Here is a 16,227-nt window from a genome sequence, read left to right on the forward strand (position 1 = left end):
GACTCAGAAGAACTCCGACCACGGCTGGTCCCAGATCTGCTTCGCGCACAGGACGATGAAGAGCAGGCCCGCGATCAGCAGCATGGCGTTGCTGAGCATGCCGTTGCGCCATTCCGCGGGCGTGCGGGAGGAGTTGAGGAGCCAGACCAGGGTGAGGGCGAGGAAGGGGAGGAAGGCCGCGCCCAGGACGCCGTACAGGATGATCAGGCGGAAGGGCTGGCCCTCGAACAGCAACACCATCGGGGGGAAGGTCAGCCACAGCAGGTACGCGCGGAACGGCCAGGACTTCTCGCGGGCGCCGGACGCCACCTCGTCGCCGGTGACCTCGCGGCGCGCGCGGTAGCGCTCGACGAAGTCCGCGAACATCAGGCTGACTCCGTGCCAGACGCCGATCAGCGAGGTGAACGACGTGGCGAAGAAGCCGATGAGGAAGAACTTCGACGTCGCCGTGCCGTACTCGTCCTCCAGGATGTCGCCGAGCTGGATGAGTCCCTGGTCCCCGCTCGCGATGGCGATGTTCGAGGCGTGCAGGAGTTCCGCGCCGACGATGAGCATGGCGATGACGAAGATTCCGGTCGTGGCGTACGCGACGCGGTTGTCGAGGCGCATCACCTTCATCCAGCCGGTGTTCGTCCAGCCCTTGGCGTTGACCCAATAGCCGTACGCGGCAAGGGTGATGGTGCCGCCGACGCCGCCGATCAGGCCGAGGGTGTTGAGGATGGAGTCCTTCTCGTCGGGGAGGACGGGGAGCAGGCCCGCGAAGGCGTCGCCGAGGTTCGGGGTGACGCGGATCGCCAAGTACACCGTCACCACGAACATGACGCCGACCAGCACCGTCATGACCTTCTCGAAGACGGCGTACTTGTTGAACCAGACGAACACCAGGCCGACCAACCCGGTGAGAATGGCCCACCACTTGAGGTCCATGACGTCCGGGAAGAGCGCCTGGAGTGGCAGGCCCGACGAGGACATCGCTGCCGCGCCGTATACGAAGCCCCAGATCACGAGGTACACGGCGAAGAACCACGTCGTCCAGCGGCCCAGGCTCGCCCAGCCCTCGAACAGGGTGCGGCCGGTGGACAGATGCCAGCGGCCCGCCGCCTCGGCCAGGGAGATCTTGACGAGGCAGCCGAGGATGGCGGCCCACAGGAGGGTGTAGCCGAAGTTCGAGCCGGCGATGAGGGTCGCGACGAGGTCGCCCGCGCCGACACCGGTGGCGGCGACCACGATGCCGGGGCCGATGTACTTCCAACTGGATTTACGAGGGCTGGAGTTGCCCTCGCCCGACGCCGCTTCCCCTGAGTTTCCCGCCCTCTTGCCGGTGTTTCCCGTGGTGTCCGCCATGCCGATCAAGAAAGCGCAAAGCGCGCGATGACACAAGGGGGCGTGCGTGCAGGCGCGATGGACCTTCGCCTGGTCTTGACCCGGTCATGCCATACCTTCACGATGAGCGCCACACCCGCACAGACGTCGCACTGAACCACCCCCCGCTCCAACCCCCCACCTGTCCGGAGACCCCGGACGTCCTGGAGAAACTAGGAGACTCAATGCGGCTACGCATAAGAGGCAGGCGCACCGCCTTCCTCGGCACCCTCCTCGCGCTCGCCCTCGCGGCGCCCATCAGCGCCACAACCAGCGCGTCCGGCGCGCCCGGTGGCGCACCGGCACCGGTGGCCGTGTCCGAGGCCGACGACGAGATCCGCCAGTACGAGATCCATCTGCACAACAACAGCGCGACCACCCGGACGGCCATCGCCCGCACGGGCGTGACGGTGGACGAGGCCGACGAGGAGACCGTCGTCGTCTCCGGCCGCGCGTCCCAGGCCAAGAAGCTGAGCCAACTCGGCTACGAGGTCTCGCCGTTGGGCGCGGCTCCGGACCGGTCCAGCAGCGCGGACGCGGGCGTACTCGACTTCCCCTCCGCCGACTCGCGCTATCACAACTACGCCGAGATGAACACGGAGATCAGCCAGCGGCTCTCGGCGTACCCGAACATCATGAACAGGCACGTGATCGGGAAGTCGCACCAGGGCCGGGACATCGTCGCCATCAAGATCAGCGACAACGTCGCGACCGACGAGTCCGAGCCCGAAGTCCTGATGACCCACCACCAGCACGCGCGCGAGCACCTCACCGTGGAGATGGCCCTCTACCTGCTGCGTGAGCTGGGCGCCGGATACGGCTCCGACCAGCGCATCACGAACATGGTCAACAACCGCGAGATCTGGATCGTCCCGGACCTCAACCCGGACGGCGGCGAGTACGACATCGCGACCGGGCGGTATCGCTCGTGGCGCAAGAACCGGCAGCCCAACAGCGGTTCCTCGTACGTCGGTACGGACCTGAACCGCAACTGGGCCTATCGCTGGGGGTGTTGCGGCGGTTCCTCGGGGTCGCCGTCCTCCGACACCTACCGGGGTCCGGCCGCCGAGTCCGCGCCCGAGGTGAAGGTCGTCGCCGACTTCGTACGCAGCCGGGTCGTCGGCGGTACGCAGCAGATCAAGGCGGGCATCGACTTCCACACGTACAGCGAGCTGGTGCTGTGGCCCTTCGGCTACACGAACTCGGACACGACCACCGGCATGACGGCCGACGACCGCAACGCCTTCGCCACGGTCGGCGGGAAGATGGCCGCCAGCAACGGCTACACGGCCGAGCAGTCCAGCGACCTCTACATCACGGACGGCTCGATCGACGACTGGCTGTGGGGCAGCCAGAAGATCTTCGGCTACACCTTCGAGCTGTACCCGTCGTCCGCCTCGGGCGGCGGCTTCTACCCGCCCGACGAGGTCATCGAGCGCGAGACGTCCCGCAACCGGGACGCGGTGCTCCAACTGCTGGAGAACGCGGACTGTATGTACCGGTCCATAGGCAAGGAGGACCAGTACTGCTGACGGGTGGTGTGTGAGGGTGCGCCCCGGCTTGGCTCGGGGCGTACCCTCACTCCCCTGAAGTACGCGTCTACTCCTGGAAGTACGCGTCCAGGACCTCGTCCAGCTCCTTCTCCCACTCCTTGACCTTGGCGCGGGACGGGATGCGGAGCTCGACCGGGTACCAACGGCGTTCGGGGGTGTGCACCGTGATGGTGTACCAGCGGCCGAAGCGCGAGGTCTCCGACTCGACCGCGCCGATCTCGTCCCAGCGGAACTCGGCCTCATGGTCGTCCAGGCGCAGTCGTACGCCGCGGTGGTCGGCGGTGATCTTCGCGCGGTAGTCGGAAGCCTCGAAGACGGGGCCGTCGGCGGGGGCCGCCTCCGCGTCGTCCGACTCCGACTCGGCGGTCTCCTCCGCCTCGTCCGAGGGATCCGCCTCAGCGGACTCCGCCGAGGCGCCCTCGTCGGAGACGTCGTCGGCCTGCTCGGCGGCCGTCTCCGCCTCCGTCTCCACGGAGGCGGTCCCTTCCGCTGCCGCGGTCTCCTCGGCCGGGTCCTTGGGATCGGCAGGGCGCGGGCCCGTTATGCCGGGGACGAACGCCGGGTCGGCTGCCGCGCCTTGCAAGGGCTGGATGCTGGGTCCTATGCGCTGCTCCACGGTGGGCAGTATGGCCGATGAAGCTGTGGCGTGGGGGGCCGGGGCGTCACTCGTCATTGAGCGAGGCCGGAATCCGCCCGGACAGCCGCTATACGAACACGCTCAGCGCCGCCGCCACCACGAACCCGGCGACAGAGAGCACCGATTCCAGGACCGTCCAGGTCTTGAGGGTGTCCCGTTCGGAGAGGCCGAAGTACTTGGCCACGATCCAGAAGCCGCCGTCGTTGACGTGCGAGGCGAAGATCGAGCCTGCCGAGATCGCCATGATGACCAGGGCGACGAAGGCCTGGGAGTGGTCGCCCTCCGACAGCAGCGGCGCCACGATGCCCGCCGTCGTCACGATCGCGACCGTCGCAGAGCCCTGGGCCACGCGCAGCACCAGCGAGATCAGATACGAGAGCACGAGCACCGGCAGGCCCACGTCGTTGAAGGTGTCCGACAGGGCCTGCGCGACCCCGCTGCCCTTGAGCACGGCGCCGAAGATCCCGCCCGCGCCGACCACCAGCAGGATGTTGCCGACCGGCTTGAGGGAGGCGGTCGACACGGTCTCCAGGGACTTGCGGGACCAGCCGCGGCGGATGCCGAGGAGGTAGTACGCCAGCAGCAGCGCGAGGGTGAGCGCGACGAAGGGGTGGCCGAAGAACTCGATCACGCTGCGGCCCGTGGAGGGGTCGAAGGCGATGGAGGAGAACGTTGCCAGGAGGATCAGGAGCAGCGGGGTGCCGATGATCGCGAACACGATGCCCAGCGGAACCGGCTTCTCCGGCGGCGTCACGCCGTCCTTGCGCTGCTCCTCGGCGAGCGCCGCCTTCGCCTCGTCGGCGGCCTCGACCATGTCCTGCGGTACGGGGACGAAGAGCCGCTTGCCGATCCACGCGGACCAGGCCCAGGCGGCGAGCACGGCGGGTATGCCGCAGACGATGCCCATCAGGATGACCCAGCCGAGGTCGACCTTCAGCAGTCCGGCGGCGGCTACGGGGCCGGGGTGCGGCGGCAGGAAGGCGTGGGTCATGGACAGGCCGGCGAGCAGCGGCATCGCGTAGAGCACGATCGACTTGCCGCCGCGCTTGGCCGCCGCGTACACGATCGGCGCGAGCACGAAGATGCCGACGTCGAAGAAGACCGGGATGCCGAAGATCAGGCCGGTCAGGCCCATGGCGAGCGGGGCGCGCTTCTCGCCGAAGAGGCCCAGCAGCCGGGAGGCGAGCACCTCGGCTCCGCCGGAGACTTCGAGTACGGCGCCGAGCATGGTGCCCAGGCCGATGATGATCGCGACATGGCCGAGTGTGCCGCCCATCCCGTCTTCGATGAGCGAGACGGCGTCGGACCGCTGGACGGTGCCGAAGAGTTCGGTGACGGAGAGGCCGGCCGCGAGGCCGACGGCTATGGAGACCGCGAGCAGGGCGACGAACGGCTGGAGTCTGACCTTGATGATCAGGACGAGCAGAAGCACGATGCCGAGCGCCGCGATGGTCAGCAGTCCGGCCGTTCCGTCGATGAGGAGGAGCAGGCCGCCGGTGTGGGGTGGGGTTTGTGGGGTCTCCGCGGCGAGGGGTGTGGCTATGAGGGGGGACGACATGATGGGGGGGACCTCGTCTTAAGTGCATGAAGCTTTCGGGCAGGGGGGATCGCGGTGCGGCGCCATGTGAGGGGGCGCCGCACCGTGATGGCGTACGGGGTGCGGGAGTTGAAGGGGGGCGTCGGCCACGTACCGGCGGCGTCAGCCCCGGACCGGCGACGTCAGCCCAGTACCGGCGACATCAGCCCAGTACGGCCAGCGCGTCGATCTCGATGAGGAGGCCCGCGGGCAGGCCGACGTAGACGGTCGTGCGGGCGGCGGGCGGAGCGGTGAGGTTCTGCTCCTCCAAGTACTGGTTGTAGATGCCGTTCATCTCGGCGAAGTGGTCGACGTCCGTGAGGTAGACCCGGACCATCATCACGTCGTTCCAGGTGGCGCCGCCCTCTTCGAGGACCGACTTGACGTTGGCGAGGGTCTGGAGGGTCTGCTCGCGCAGCGTGGGCCCGGCGGGCGTCGGCGGCTGCCCCTCCACGGCGGGCAGAAAACCGACCTGCCCGGCGACCTGGAGGATGTTCCCCTTCTTGACGCCGTGCGAGAACTTCGCGGGCGGGGTGGTGTGGGTCTTCGGGGTGAGGGCGATCTTTTCCGTCATGAATTCGCTTCCTTGAGGGGGGCGGTGCCGGAGTACTCACGGCTGATGGCCTCGGCTGTACGGCGCACCAGTGGGAGCAGCGTAAGGAGTTCGTCGGCGGTGACGACGACGTTCGGCGCGGAGACCGACATGGCGGCCACGACGCGACCGTCGGTGCCGCGGATGGGGGCGCCCACGCAGTTGATGGACTCCTCGTGGCCGCCGAGGTCGGTGGCCCAGCCCTGTTCGCGTACCGCCGCCAGCTCCCTGAGGAAGGCGGGGGCGTTGGGGACCGAACGGGCCGTGTACATGGGGTAGTCGAGCTTCTCCGCGAGGACGCGGCGCTCGGGCTCGGGCAGATCGGCCAGGAGCAGCTTCGCGACGGCGGCGACGGTGATGGCGACGGGTTTGCCGATACGGGAGTACATGCGCACCGGGTAGCGGCTCTCCACCTTGTCGATGTAGAGGACCTCGCTCTCCTCGTACACGGCCAGGTGGACCGTGTGACCGCACTGCTCGTTGAGGCGTACGAGGTGGGGGTGGGCGATCTCCCGGATGTCCAGGTTCTCGACGGCTTCCTGGGCGAGGGCGAAGAGTCGGGCGCCGAGGCGGTAGCGCTGGTCGGACTGGCGGTAGACGAGGCCGTGCTCGTGGAGGGTGCGCAGGAGCCGGAGCGCGGTGGACTTGTGGACGCCGAGCCGTTCGGCGACCCGGCCGAGGTCGGCGGGGCCCTCGGCGAGGAGCGGCAGGATGCTCAGGGCACGATCGACGGTCTGGCTCATGGGGTACGTACCTCCTCCTCGGCCCGCGTCCACCCGGGGCCGAGTCGAAGTGTCCCCCACGCCCCGTCGTCCAGCGCGACCAGCCGGTCGGCGTGCTCGCGGGCGGGAGGGGCCCCGAGATCCCCGGGCACGGTGAGCACGGCGGCGGCCATGAGATGCCCGTGCCGGATGCGGTCCCGCACGGGGAGCCCGCGAAGCGTCGCGGACAGGAAGCCCGCGGCGAAGGCGTCTCCGGCGCCGACGTGGGCGACGACGTCGACGCGGAGGGCGGGGACGTGGGTGACGGTGTCGGGGCCGTGGAGCCGGCCGGCCGCGCCGGCTCCCGGACGACCGACAGCCACGGCTTCACCGGACGCTTCCTCGTGCGACTCGCGCTCGAAGACGGTGGCGCCCCGGCCGCCCTCCTTGACGACAAGCAGACGCGGCTCGGGCAGCGTCATACGGATCGCCGCGGAGCCGCCGGTGACGCCCCAGGCGGCCTCGGCCTCGTCGGCGCCCACGAAGACGATGTCGCCGGCGCGGGCGAGGCCGAGGAGGGTGGCGCCCGCGTCGGAGCGGTCGCGCCAGAGGTCCACGCGGTAGTTGACGTCGAAGGAGATGAGGGGGCGGCCGGGGCGGGGTGCCGTGAGGTCGTGGAGAAGGGCGAGGCAGTCGTCGGAGAGGGCGGCGGTGATGCCGGAGAGGTGGAGCACGCGGCCGGAGCGGATCTCTTCGGCCGGCATGTTCGCGGGTGACATCGCGGAGGCGGCGGAACCCGTGCGGTAGTAGACGACCTCGGCGGCCGGGTCACTCTCGGCGCCCTTGTCGGAGCCCTCGGCGCCCTCGTCGAAGCCCCCGGCCCTGTGGGAGGCTCCGGTGGCGTCCGGTTCACGGAGATCCCTCGAACCACGCACGGCGTCCGCGCTCCGCGCCCCCTTCGGCCCGCCCTCGCCTCGCGCAGGGCCCGCGTCCGCTGTAAGCGCCCGCTCCCCCGCCGTACGGAAGTAGATCCCCGTGGGCCGGGAGGGGTCGATCCGGACCGCGCTCGTGTCGACGCCGTGCGCCGCGATCCGCTCCACCAGGTGCCGGCCGAAGCCGTCGTCGCCGACCCGGCTGACCCATTTCACCGAGTGCCCGGCAGCAGCCAGCCCGCACGCCACGTTGGACTCCGCGCCGCCGATGCCCCGGTCGAAGGACGGTACGTCGGCGAGACGCCCCGGCCGGGTGGGCAGGAACGTGACCATGGACTCGCCGAGCGTGACGACGTCCACGGCAGCTTCGGTGCGAGCGGGTCCTGTAGGGGTAACGATGGCGCAGGCTCCTCGTGGGTTCGCGGGTCGCAGCGGCTCCGTTGACCCGGCGTTGGCCGAGATGTTAGACAGCAGGGAGCGCTATACGCAATGACCGTTGCATATAATGCAATACCTCAGGAACAGGGAGGCTCCATGGCCGCCGACACCCCCGGCGACACCGCCGCAGAAGGCGCACAACGTCTCGCCGCGCTCGCGGAGGAACGCGTGGACCACCGCTTCAAGGGCCTCCCTCCCGACGCCGAGGGCCTGACGATCGGCGAGCTGACCGCCGAGCGCCGCAACCTCTTCACCGACGGATTCACCACCCCCGTCCTCGCCCTCTCCGCCGAGCGCCTGGAGCACAACCTCCAGCTCATGGAGACGTACACGACCCGTCACGGCCTCGCCTTCGCCCCGCACGGCAAGACCTCGATGGCGCCCCAGCTCTTCCACCGCCAGATCGAGTACGGGGCGTGGGGCATCACGCTGGCCGTACCGCACCAGGTGCGGGTGGCCCGCGCCTTCGGCATCCAACGCGTCTTCCTGGCCAACGAGCTGGTGGACCCGGCCGCCCTGAAGTGGGTCGCGTCCGAGCTCGCCGCCGACCCGTCCTTCCGGCTCATCTGCTACGTCGACTCCGTGCACGGCGTCGAGCTGATGGACGCGGCGCTGCACTCATCCCGCAGCGGATCCGCACGCCCCGTGGACGTGGTCGTCGAGCTGGCCGCAGGCGACGACGCCCGCACCGGCGTCCGTACGGAGGCGGAGTGCGCGGCGGTCGTCGGCGCGGTGGCCGCGGCGGACTCGCTGCGGCTTGTGGGCGTGGCGGGCTACGAGGGCGAGGTGCCGGACGCGAACCCTGAGCGCGTGCACGCGTGGCTGCGGCGTCTGGTCGCGCTGGCCTCCGACTTCGACAAGGCGGGCCGCTTCGCCGGAGCGGGCCTGGAGGAGATCGTGGTCAGCGCGGGCGGCAGCGCCTGGTTCGACGCGGTGGCCGACGTCTTCGAAGGGATCCCCGAACTCTCCCTGCCCGTACTGAAGTTGCTGCGCTCCGGCGCGTACGTCTCGCACGACGACGGCCACTACCGCCGGATCACCCCCTTCAACCGCGTGCCCGAGGAGGGCGCCCTCCACCCCTCCTTCCGCCTCTGGGCCCAGGTCGTCTCCCGCCCTTCCCCCGAGCAGGCCTTCATCAACGCGGGCAAGCGGGACGCGGCGTACGACCTGGACCTCCCCTTCGCCCAGGTGGTCCGCTCCGGTGCCGAGGAGCGCCCGGCAACCGGAATCACGGTCACCGGCCTCTCCGACCAGCACGGCTGGCTCCGTACGGCCCCGGAGGCGGACCTACGAGTCGGCGACTGGCTCGGGCTTGGCCTCTCCCACCCGTGCACGTCCTTCGACAAGTGGCAGCTGATTCCGCTTGTGGAGGCGGACGGCACGGTCGTGGACTACATCCGCACCTACTTCTGAGACCACCTGGGAGCCCGGCATGGACCTCGTCATCCGCGACGCGGAAGTCGTCGACGGCAGCGGTGAGCCCTCCTACCGCGCCGATGTGGCCGTCGAGGACGGCAGGATCACCGCGATCGTCAAGGAAGCCGCGGCGGCCGGCTGTCTGCGGCCCACCGCCACCCGTGTTCTCGACGCCGAAGGCCTCGTCCTCTCCCCCGGCTTCATCGACATGCACGCCCACAGCGATCTCGCCCTGCTGAGGGACCCGGACCACAGTGCGAAGGCCGCGCAGGGGGTGACCCTCGAAGTCATCGGCCAGGACGGGCTGTCGTACGCGCCGGTCGACGACCGTACGCTCGCCGAGGTGCGCCGCGCGATCACCGGCTGGAACGGCCACGGCGACGACATCGACTTCACCTGGCGTTCCGTGGGCGAGTATCTGGACCGCCTCGACCACGGCTTCGACGGCGAGGGCATCGCGGTGAACGCGGCGTACCTCATCCCCCAGGGCACCGTCCGCATGCTGGCCGTCGGCTGGGACGACCGCGAGGCAACGCCCCAAGAGCTGGACAGGATGCGGCAGTTGGTGGCCGAGGGGCTGCGCGAGGGCGCGGTCGGACTGTCGTCCGGGCTCACGTACACCCCCGGCATGTACGCCAAGGACGCCGAACTCACCGAACTGTGCCGGGTGGTGGCGGAGTACGACGGCTACTACTGCCCGCATCACCGTTCGTACGGAGCGGGTGCCCTGGACGCGTACAAGGAGATGGTGGAGCTGACGCGCACGGCGAACTGCTCCCTCCATCTCGCCCACGCCACCATGAACTTCGGCGTGAACAAGGGGAAGGCTCCCAACCTGCTGGCGCTCCTCGACGAGGCGCTCGCCTCGGGTGCCGACATCAGCCTCGACACGTACCCCTACACCCCCGGCAGCACAACTCTCGCGGCGATGCTGCCCAGTTGGGCGAGCGAGGGCGGCCCGGAGGCGACCCTCGCCCGGCTGAAGGACGAGGACACCGCCGAACGGATCCGCCACCACATGGAGGTCGTGGGCGCGGACGGCTGCCACGGCGTCCCCATCGAGTGGGACACCATCGAGATCTCGGGCGTGACGAACCCGGCCTTGGGGGACCATGTCGGCCGTACGGTCCAGCAGTCGGCCGACGAGCACGGCGAGAGCCCCTGGACCACCGCCCGCCGCCTCCTCCTCGACGACGGACTCGGCTCGACGATCCTGCAGCACGTCGGCCACGAGGAGAACGTCCAGCAGATCATGCGCCACCCCGTCCACACCGGCGGCTCGGACGGCATCCTCCAGGGCGACAAACCGCATCCGCGCGCGTACGGGACCTTCCCGCAGTACCTCGGCCGGTACGTACGGGAGTTGGGCGTCCTCGGACTTGAGGAGTGCGTCGCGCATCTCACCTCGCGCCCGGCGGCCCGGCTGAGGCTGCCGGACCGCGGGCTGGTGCGCGAGGGGTACCGGGCCGACCTGGTCCTCTTCGACCCGGCCACGGTCGCCGCGGGCTCTACGTTCGACGCGCCGCGCACGCTCCCTGCCGGCATCCCGTACGTCCTGGTCGACGGCCGTTTCGTCATCGAGGACGGCCGACGCACTGACGTACTGGCGGGGCGGGCGGTCCGCCGGACTGCCACGTGACCGCCCGCCCTTCCGGAAGCTACGGCTTGGGCAGGGTGCACCCGGGCCGGCTCAGGTCGATCTTGTTGTCGAGCCCGACGCAGGGGACGATCTGGTACGTCTGCTGCCCGTAGTTGATGCCCTCGCGGACGGTGATGTTGCCGCTCTCGTCGACCTCACAAGGGTTGTTGTCGGTGCAGCGGGCACCGTCCTCGTTGCCGGTGTTGTTGACGGCGACGACCTTGCCGGTGGCGTCGTCGACCACGGGCGAACCGGACGTACCGCCGATGGTGTTGCAGGCGGAGGTGTAGCGGACCGAGTCCTTCCAGGTCCAGGCACCCTCGCGCAGGCGGTACGCGAAGCCGTCCACGCTGCAGCTGTAGATCCGCTTCCAGTAACCGGAGACGACGCTGATGGCGGTTCCGGCGGCCGGGCGCGTGGCGTTGAGCTCCAGGGCCTGAATGTCGTACGAGTCCTGGATCTGCTTGTACGTGCTGGTCAGCTGGTACAGCGACACGTCGGTGTCCGTCATCGTCGCGTACGCGATCTTGTTGGCCCGGAGTGTCGCTACGCGCGTACCGGCCGAGTTGAGCAGCCCGAAGGTGCGGCTGGACGGCTGGTCGACGATGACCTCGCCGGGCTCCGGGAAGCCGGACTCCAGGCAGTGGCCATTGGACATCACCAGGGCCGGGTCGTTGTCCTCGGAGTCGGGGAGCCGGATGACCGAACCCGAACAGTTGCTGAGCGAGACCGTGCCGGCGAAGTCCACGGCCTGGGCCTTCGGCGCGGTGGCCCGGGACAGGTTCGCCGTGGTGGACGTGACCACGTCATGGGCCACCGATGTGACGGTGTCCGTGTCCACGCCCTTGCCCGCGGTCGAGGCCGCGGGCCCGGCCGCGTCGGCGGTTGCCGCACCGGCCGGTACCGCGCCGAGCCCGGCAAGCGCCAGGGCGCTGAGCGCGGCGACGAGAGGCTTTCTCATGTGGGGGTCCCCTCTTACGACTTGGGCGACCGGAGAATTTCCGGCCGCCCGCTGCATTGTCATGCGCATTGTGATCGTAGAGGGGCGTATGAGCAAGGAGTTGTATCACGCCGCCGGTTGGGGTCGGTTCACCCCGTACGGCCCAGCGGTTGCCGCTACTTGGGGCGCTTGGTGGCTCCCTGCCCCCGACCGGCGTTGCCATTCCCCTTGTCCGGCTCGCTCGTAGGGGCGGCGGCCGTAGTCGAGGGTGTTCCCGTGGCGGGTTCGCCGGAGTCATCGGACTCCTCGGACCGGGAGTCGCTCGGTGAGGGGCTCCCCGAGGCCGTGTCCGACGACTCGGACGACGACCCGTCCGAGTCGTCGGGCGCTCCTGACGGGTCGTCTGCCAACGGGGCCGTCGAGCCCGGTTCGTCCGTGGCCGAGGAGGACGGCCGACTCTTCGGCGCCTCCCGGTCCTCCTTCCCGGAGGATTCGGAACCGAAGAGTCCGGCGATCACGACGGCGAAGATTCCGACACCGGCCACACCGGCCGCCAGGGCTCCGCGTCTCTTCATCCGGACCCGCCGGCGACGCATCAGCCGCTCGTGACGCCCCACGTCATCGGGGAGACTCGCGCCCCCCGCATCCCCCGCATCCTCCACGAGCTCGATGCGGATCGTCTCGTCGTACGCGTTCTGCCACCCGTGCGCGATCGCCGGGTCCGCGTACTCGGAGTACGGCGGAGCCGTGTCGCCCTGCGGGTGGTACACAGGCGGCACGCCTTGGCCTTCGACGTTCTCCCGGTATGCGTCGTTCACGTCGTGCGCACCGGCTGTCTTATTCGCGACATAGACGTCGTGCGTACTTCTGTCGCGCTCTGCGTCCGGAACATGGTGGGTGATTGTAGAGAAAAGAGGTGCCGCTGTTGTAACTGAGGACGATATACACCCAAAACACCACGTCTCGCGTGGTGGAAAACACGTCCCACGGAGCGTTACTCGGCCGTAAGCTCGCGGACATGCAGGTGATCCAGTCGACCAAGCTCGCCAACGTCTGTTACGAGATCCGGGGCCCGGTTCTCGAGGAGGCGATGCGACTCGAGGCGGCCGGTCACCGCATCCTGAAGCTGAACACGGGAAACCCGGCCGCATTCGGCTTCGAATGCCCGCCCGAGATCCTCGAGGACATCCTCCGCAACGTGTCGTCGGCGCACGGCTACGGCGACGCGAAGGGCCTGCTGGCCGCGCGCCGCGCAGTCGTCATGCACAACCAGACCCTCGGCATCGAGACGGACGTCGAGCACGTCTTCATCGGCAACGGCGTCTCCGAGCTGATCGTGATGGCGATGCAGGGCCTGCTCGACGACGGCGACGAGGTCCTCGTACCTGCGCCCGACTACCCGCTGTGGACGGCCGCGGTGTCACTGTCCGGCGGCACGGCCGTGCACTACCGCTGCGACGAGCAGTCCGACTGGATGCCGGACCTCGCCGACATCGAGCGGAAGGTCACCGACCGGACCAAGGCCCTCGTGATCATCAATCCGAACAATCCGACGGGCGCGGTGTACGACGAGGCGATGCTGCGCGGGCTGACGGACATCGCGCGCCGGCACAATCTGCTCGTCTGCTCCGACGAGATCTACGACAAGATCCTTTACGACGACGCCACGCACACCGCGACCGCCAAGATCGCCCCGGACCTGCTGACGCTCACCTTCAACGGGATGTCGAAGGCATATCGCGTGGCGGGCTACCGGGTGGGGTGGATGTCGATCTCCGGGCCGCGGGCGCACGCCGACTCGTATATCGAGGGGCTGACGATCCTGGCGAACATGCGGCTCTGCGCGAACATGCCTGGTCAGCACGGGGTGGTCGCCGCATTGAGCGGTCGGCAGACGATCAACGAACTGGTGCTGCCCGGCGGGCGGCTGCGGGAGCAGCGGGATGTGGCGCATGAGCTGCTCACGCAGATTCCGGGCGTGACGTGCGTGAAGCCGAAGGGGGCGTTGTATCTCTTCCCGCGGCTCGATCCGAAGGTGTTCAAGGTCAAGGACGACCGGCAGATGGTGCTGGACCTGCTGCGGGCCGAGAAGATCATGGTCGTGCAGGGTTCGGGGTTCAACTGGCCGGAGCCCGATCACTTCCGGGTGGTGACCTTGCCGACGGCGCGGGATCTGACGGACGCGGTGACGCGGATCGGGAACTTCCTCGACGGCTACAGCCAGCCGTGACGCTGCGTGATTCTCTGAACCTCTTCTGCGAATCAGCTCAACTTTAGACTAAATCCAAGCTAGGATGGCTTCCTGTCAGAGCACAGGAGGCCGTCCCCCATGTACGAACCGCTCCGCACCAAGTCGGTCCACACGCCGGCCGGTGTCACCGACTTTCCGCACCGGTCGCGGGAGGAAGAGCTGGACATCCAGCTCGCCGGTCATCTCGCGGCGTTGCTCGCGGTGACGGATGAGCTGCGCGGGCTGGAGCCGTCGGCCGACCTGGACACGGCCGCCGAGCGGCTGGGCGGGCAGGTGGCGCGGCTGCGGGGCGGCCGGCCGCCGGTCCGCACGTCTCAGGGCCTGCACGAGCCGCGGATCGTCTCGCTGCACGAGCGCGCCCACGCCCTCGCCGGGCGCGCCCTCGTCGTGGCGGCGTCCCGGGCGGACACCGCGGCGGCGATCCTTGCGGCGGAGCGCATGGATGCGCATGCCGCCGCGCTCGCCTCCGAACTCGCCCCGCACTGAGCCCTCCGGGCTCCCCTCGACGGCCCCGGTCCGCGCGCACCCGCAGCGACGCGCGGACCGGGTGCCACGTCACTGCGTTCGCTTGGGCGGTTTGAAGCTGTGGGTTTGCGGGTGGCTGGTCGCGCCCCGCGGCGGAGCCGCTGATGTCGCAGCCCCGCGCCCCTGGGTGGGTGGTGGGTGCGGGGCCGCGGGCCGGTGCGTCAGCCCGTCGCAGGGTGGGCATACGGCCCTTTGCTGACACAGGGTGCGGGTTTCCTGAGACAGAACCTACGCGACGGGCGTACGACGCACCGGCCCACGTCCCCTCCCGCCGGTGGGAGGCTGCGGGTAGTTGGGGGTACGGGCCCTATCCGGGCGCCGGGAGTCGCAGGCTTTTGCTTTTTCAGGGGTGCGGGGAACTGCGCGACCAGCCACGACGCACCCGCAGTCGAGAAACGACCTGTCACCCCCCACCCCCTGGCGGGGGCCTGGGGGCGCAGCCCCCAGTTTCGGGAAGGGGCGGGGCTGGGGAAAAGAAACCCGTCCCCCACCCCCGTTCTGGGGGCGATACCGGGACCGGCCAGTCACCCCCCGTTCATCCCCTTCGCCGGGGAATTTTGGATTCCGCGAGCACTCTCCCGGTGTGAGAAGAATCGTCGCAGTCGTCCTCGCGGTGTTCCTGATCGGCGGAGTGGCAGCAGCCGTCGTCGCGGGCCGCGAAGGGCAGGACAAGGGCACGGCAACGAAGACCGTGCGGGGAGTGATCGGGTCGGAGAAGGCTGAGTTCTTCTCCGATCCCGACGTGGTGAAGGCCCTCGCTGCAAAGGGCTACACCGTGGAGACGGAGACGTCGGGTTCCTGGGCCATGGAGGGCCTGGATCTGAAGGGATACGACTTCGCGTTTCCGGGCAGCCAGGCGCCCGCCGAGGAACTGGCGAAGAAGTACGGCGTACGGCAGCCACTGCCGCGCCCCTTCTACTCGCCCCTCGTGGTCGTGGCGCACCGCAACGCCGCCGAGGTACTGGCCGCGAACGGACTCGCGACCGTCGGCAAGGGCAACGGCACCCTCAAGATGACCGCCTATCTGAAGGCCGCCCAGGACAACAAGACCTGGCAGCAACTCAAGGGCGCGGACAGGTACGGCGAACTGACGGGCACGCTCTTCGTGTCCACGACCGACCCGACCAGTTCGAACTCCGGCGCGCTCTACCTCGCCGCCGCCTCGTACGTCGCCGCCGGCGGCCGTGTCGCCGCCGACACCTCGGCCGTCGACGAGACCGCGCCTTTGATGCGCAAGCTGATCAGCGTCCAGGGCGCCCAGCAGACCAGCTCGGACGCGGCGTTCCGGGACTTCGTCAGCGGGGTCGGCAATCCGCTCGTCCTCGTGTACGAGTCCCAGGTCGCCTCGCTGCTCATGCGGGGCCAGTCCGTCGACGACCTGACCGTCCTCTACCCGGACACCACCGCCAACAGCGACCACACCGTCGTACCCCTCACCGAAGAGGGCCGCTCGCTCGGTGAACTCCTCGCCACCGACAAGGAGTTGCGCAAGCTGGCGGTGCGGCACGGGTTCCGGCCGCAGGATGCGAGCGCGGAGTTCACGGCGGCGACCGCCGCCCACGCCACGTATCTCAACCAGAAGCTGACCGGCGTCCGGCAGGCGCCCGTGCCCGCCTCCAAGGTGCTGCACGAGATGGCACGCCAGGCCCGGGGCTAGGGGGAAAC

The 16,227-nt window shown here is 69.4% G+C and carries 14 protein-coding genes; 6 read left to right on the plus strand and 8 right to left on the minus strand.

All coding sequences use genetic code 11. From position 1 onward, the window contains the following. Positions 1-3 precede the first annotated feature (3 nt). Complete coding sequence (locus ACFYO0_RS38635) at positions 4-1,344, minus strand: Nramp family divalent metal transporter (protein WP_388685827.1); 1,341 nt, start codon at positions 1,342-1,344, stop codon at positions 4-6. Positions 1,345-1,547: 203 nt separating this feature from the next. On the opposite strand from ACFYO0_RS38635, the gene ACFYO0_RS38640 reads away from it, so the two are divergent. Next, the gene (locus tag ACFYO0_RS38640; protein WP_388685829.1) at positions 1,548-2,894 is read left to right on the plus strand and encodes a M14 family metallopeptidase; all 1,347 of its coding nucleotides are present in this window, start codon (positions 1,548-1,550) and stop codon (positions 2,892-2,894) included. Between the two features lie 67 nt (positions 2,895-2,961). Here ACFYO0_RS38640 and ACFYO0_RS38645 read toward each other — a convergent pair whose 3' ends face one another. The 5 genes from ACFYO0_RS38645 to ACFYO0_RS38665 all read right to left on the minus strand — a co-directional run bounded on the left by ACFYO0_RS38645 (position 2,962) and on the right by ACFYO0_RS38665 (position 7,686). After that, entirely contained in the window at positions 2,962-3,531 is a 570-nt protein-coding gene (locus ACFYO0_RS38645) for a hypothetical protein (protein ID WP_388685832.1), read from the minus strand. Positions 3,532-3,619: 88 nt separating this feature from the next. Then, the gene (locus tag ACFYO0_RS38650) at positions 3,620-5,110 is read right to left on the minus strand and encodes a GntP family permease (protein ID WP_388685834.1); all 1,491 of its coding nucleotides are present in this window, start codon (positions 5,108-5,110) and stop codon (positions 3,620-3,622) included. 181 nt (positions 5,111-5,291) lie between these two features. Next, positions 5,292-5,702, minus strand: coding sequence for a RidA family protein (locus ACFYO0_RS38655; protein ID WP_388685837.1), 411 nt, complete (start codon positions 5,700-5,702; stop codon positions 5,292-5,294). After that, positions 5,699-6,463, minus strand: a complete 765-nt coding sequence (locus ACFYO0_RS38660; RefSeq protein WP_388685839.1) for an IclR family transcriptional regulator — start codon at positions 6,461-6,463, stop codon at positions 5,699-5,701. Before ACFYO0_RS38660 ends, ACFYO0_RS38655 begins: the two co-directional genes overlap by 4 nt. Next, the gene (locus ACFYO0_RS38665; protein WP_388685993.1) at positions 6,460-7,686 is read right to left on the minus strand and encodes a sugar kinase; all 1,227 of its coding nucleotides are present in this window, start codon (positions 7,684-7,686) and stop codon (positions 6,460-6,462) included. The genes ACFYO0_RS38660 and ACFYO0_RS38665 overlap by 4 nt, the downstream gene beginning before the upstream one ends. Positions 7,687-7,887: 201 nt before the next feature. On the opposite strand from ACFYO0_RS38665, the gene ACFYO0_RS38670 reads away from it, so the two are divergent. Both ACFYO0_RS38670 and ACFYO0_RS38675 read left to right on the plus strand, forming a co-directional pair. After that, positions 7,888-9,204, plus strand: coding sequence for an amino acid deaminase (locus ACFYO0_RS38670; RefSeq protein WP_388685842.1), 1,317 nt, complete (start codon positions 7,888-7,890; stop codon positions 9,202-9,204). Positions 9,205-9,223: 19 nt separating this feature from the next. Continuing rightward, on the plus strand, positions 9,224-10,846 hold the full coding sequence (locus tag ACFYO0_RS38675) for an amidohydrolase family protein (protein ID WP_388685844.1): 1,623 nt from the start codon (positions 9,224-9,226) through the stop codon (positions 10,844-10,846). A 19-nt stretch (positions 10,847-10,865) separates the two neighbouring features. Here the strand turns inward: ACFYO0_RS38675 and ACFYO0_RS38680 are convergent, their stop codons facing one another. Together ACFYO0_RS38680 and ACFYO0_RS38685 are read right to left on the minus strand one after the other, a co-directional pair. After that, on the minus strand, positions 10,866-11,807 hold the full coding sequence (locus ACFYO0_RS38680) for a serine protease (protein ID WP_388685847.1): 942 nt from the start codon (positions 11,805-11,807) through the stop codon (positions 10,866-10,868). 155 nt (positions 11,808-11,962) lie between these two features. Then, a complete protein-coding gene (locus ACFYO0_RS38685) occupies positions 11,963-12,604 on the minus strand; it encodes a hypothetical protein (protein ID WP_388685849.1) in 642 nt (213 codons plus the stop codon). Positions 12,605-12,804: 200 nt separating this feature from the next. Here ACFYO0_RS38685 and ACFYO0_RS38690 point away from each other — a divergent pair, with 200 nt between their 5' ends. From ACFYO0_RS38690 to ACFYO0_RS38700, 3 genes are all read left to right on the plus strand, one after another. Next, the gene (locus tag ACFYO0_RS38690) at positions 12,805-14,016 is read left to right on the plus strand and encodes a pyridoxal phosphate-dependent aminotransferase (protein ID WP_386353655.1); all 1,212 of its coding nucleotides are present in this window, start codon (positions 12,805-12,807) and stop codon (positions 14,014-14,016) included. Between the two features lie 99 nt (positions 14,017-14,115). Continuing rightward, a complete protein-coding gene (locus ACFYO0_RS38695; RefSeq protein ID WP_388685851.1) occupies positions 14,116-14,523 on the plus strand; it encodes a hypothetical protein in 408 nt (135 codons plus the stop codon). 622 nt (positions 14,524-15,145) lie between these two features. Continuing rightward, positions 15,146-16,219, plus strand: a complete 1,074-nt coding sequence (locus ACFYO0_RS38700) for a hypothetical protein (RefSeq protein ID WP_388685852.1) — start codon at positions 15,146-15,148, stop codon at positions 16,217-16,219. The last annotated feature ends 8 nt before the right edge of the window (positions 16,220-16,227 follow it).

Source organism: Streptomyces sp. NPDC006365, from assembly GCF_042870755.1.
Classification (GTDB): Bacteria; Actinomycetota; Actinomycetes; order Streptomycetales; family Streptomycetaceae; genus Streptomyces; species Streptomyces xiangluensis.

Bases quoted from the DNA above. Each gene is read 5' to 3' on its own strand.
- ACFYO0_RS38635 (WP_388685827.1), bottom strand. From the start codon at position 1,344: ATGGCGGACACCACGGGAAACACCGGCAAGAGGGCGGGAAACTCAGGG.
- ACFYO0_RS38640 (WP_388685829.1), top strand. From the start codon at position 1,548: ATGCGGCTACGCATAAGAGGCAGGCGCACCGCCTTCCTCGGCACCCTC.
- ACFYO0_RS38650 (WP_388685834.1), bottom strand. From the start codon at position 5,110: ATGTCGTCCCCCCTCATAGCCACACCCCTCGCCGCGGAGACCCCACAA.
- ACFYO0_RS38655 (WP_388685837.1), bottom strand. From the start codon at position 5,702: ATGACGGAAAAGATCGCCCTCACCCCGAAGACCCACACCACCCCGCCC.
- ACFYO0_RS38660 (WP_388685839.1), bottom strand. From the start codon at position 6,463: ATGAGCCAGACCGTCGATCGTGCCCTGAGCATCCTGCCGCTCCTCGCC.
- ACFYO0_RS38665 (WP_388685993.1), bottom strand. From the start codon at position 7,686: ATGGTCACGTTCCTGCCCACCCGGCCGGGGCGTCTCGCCGACGTACCG.
- ACFYO0_RS38670 (WP_388685842.1), top strand. From the start codon at position 7,888: ATGGCCGCCGACACCCCCGGCGACACCGCCGCAGAAGGCGCACAACGT.
- ACFYO0_RS38675 (WP_388685844.1), top strand. From the start codon at position 9,224: ATGGACCTCGTCATCCGCGACGCGGAAGTCGTCGACGGCAGCGGTGAG.
- ACFYO0_RS38680 (WP_388685847.1), bottom strand. From the start codon at position 11,807: ATGAGAAAGCCTCTCGTCGCCGCGCTCAGCGCCCTGGCGCTTGCCGGG.
- ACFYO0_RS38690 (WP_386353655.1), top strand. From the start codon at position 12,805: ATGCAGGTGATCCAGTCGACCAAGCTCGCCAACGTCTGTTACGAGATC.
- ACFYO0_RS38695 (WP_388685851.1), top strand. From the start codon at position 14,116: ATGTACGAACCGCTCCGCACCAAGTCGGTCCACACGCCGGCCGGTGTC.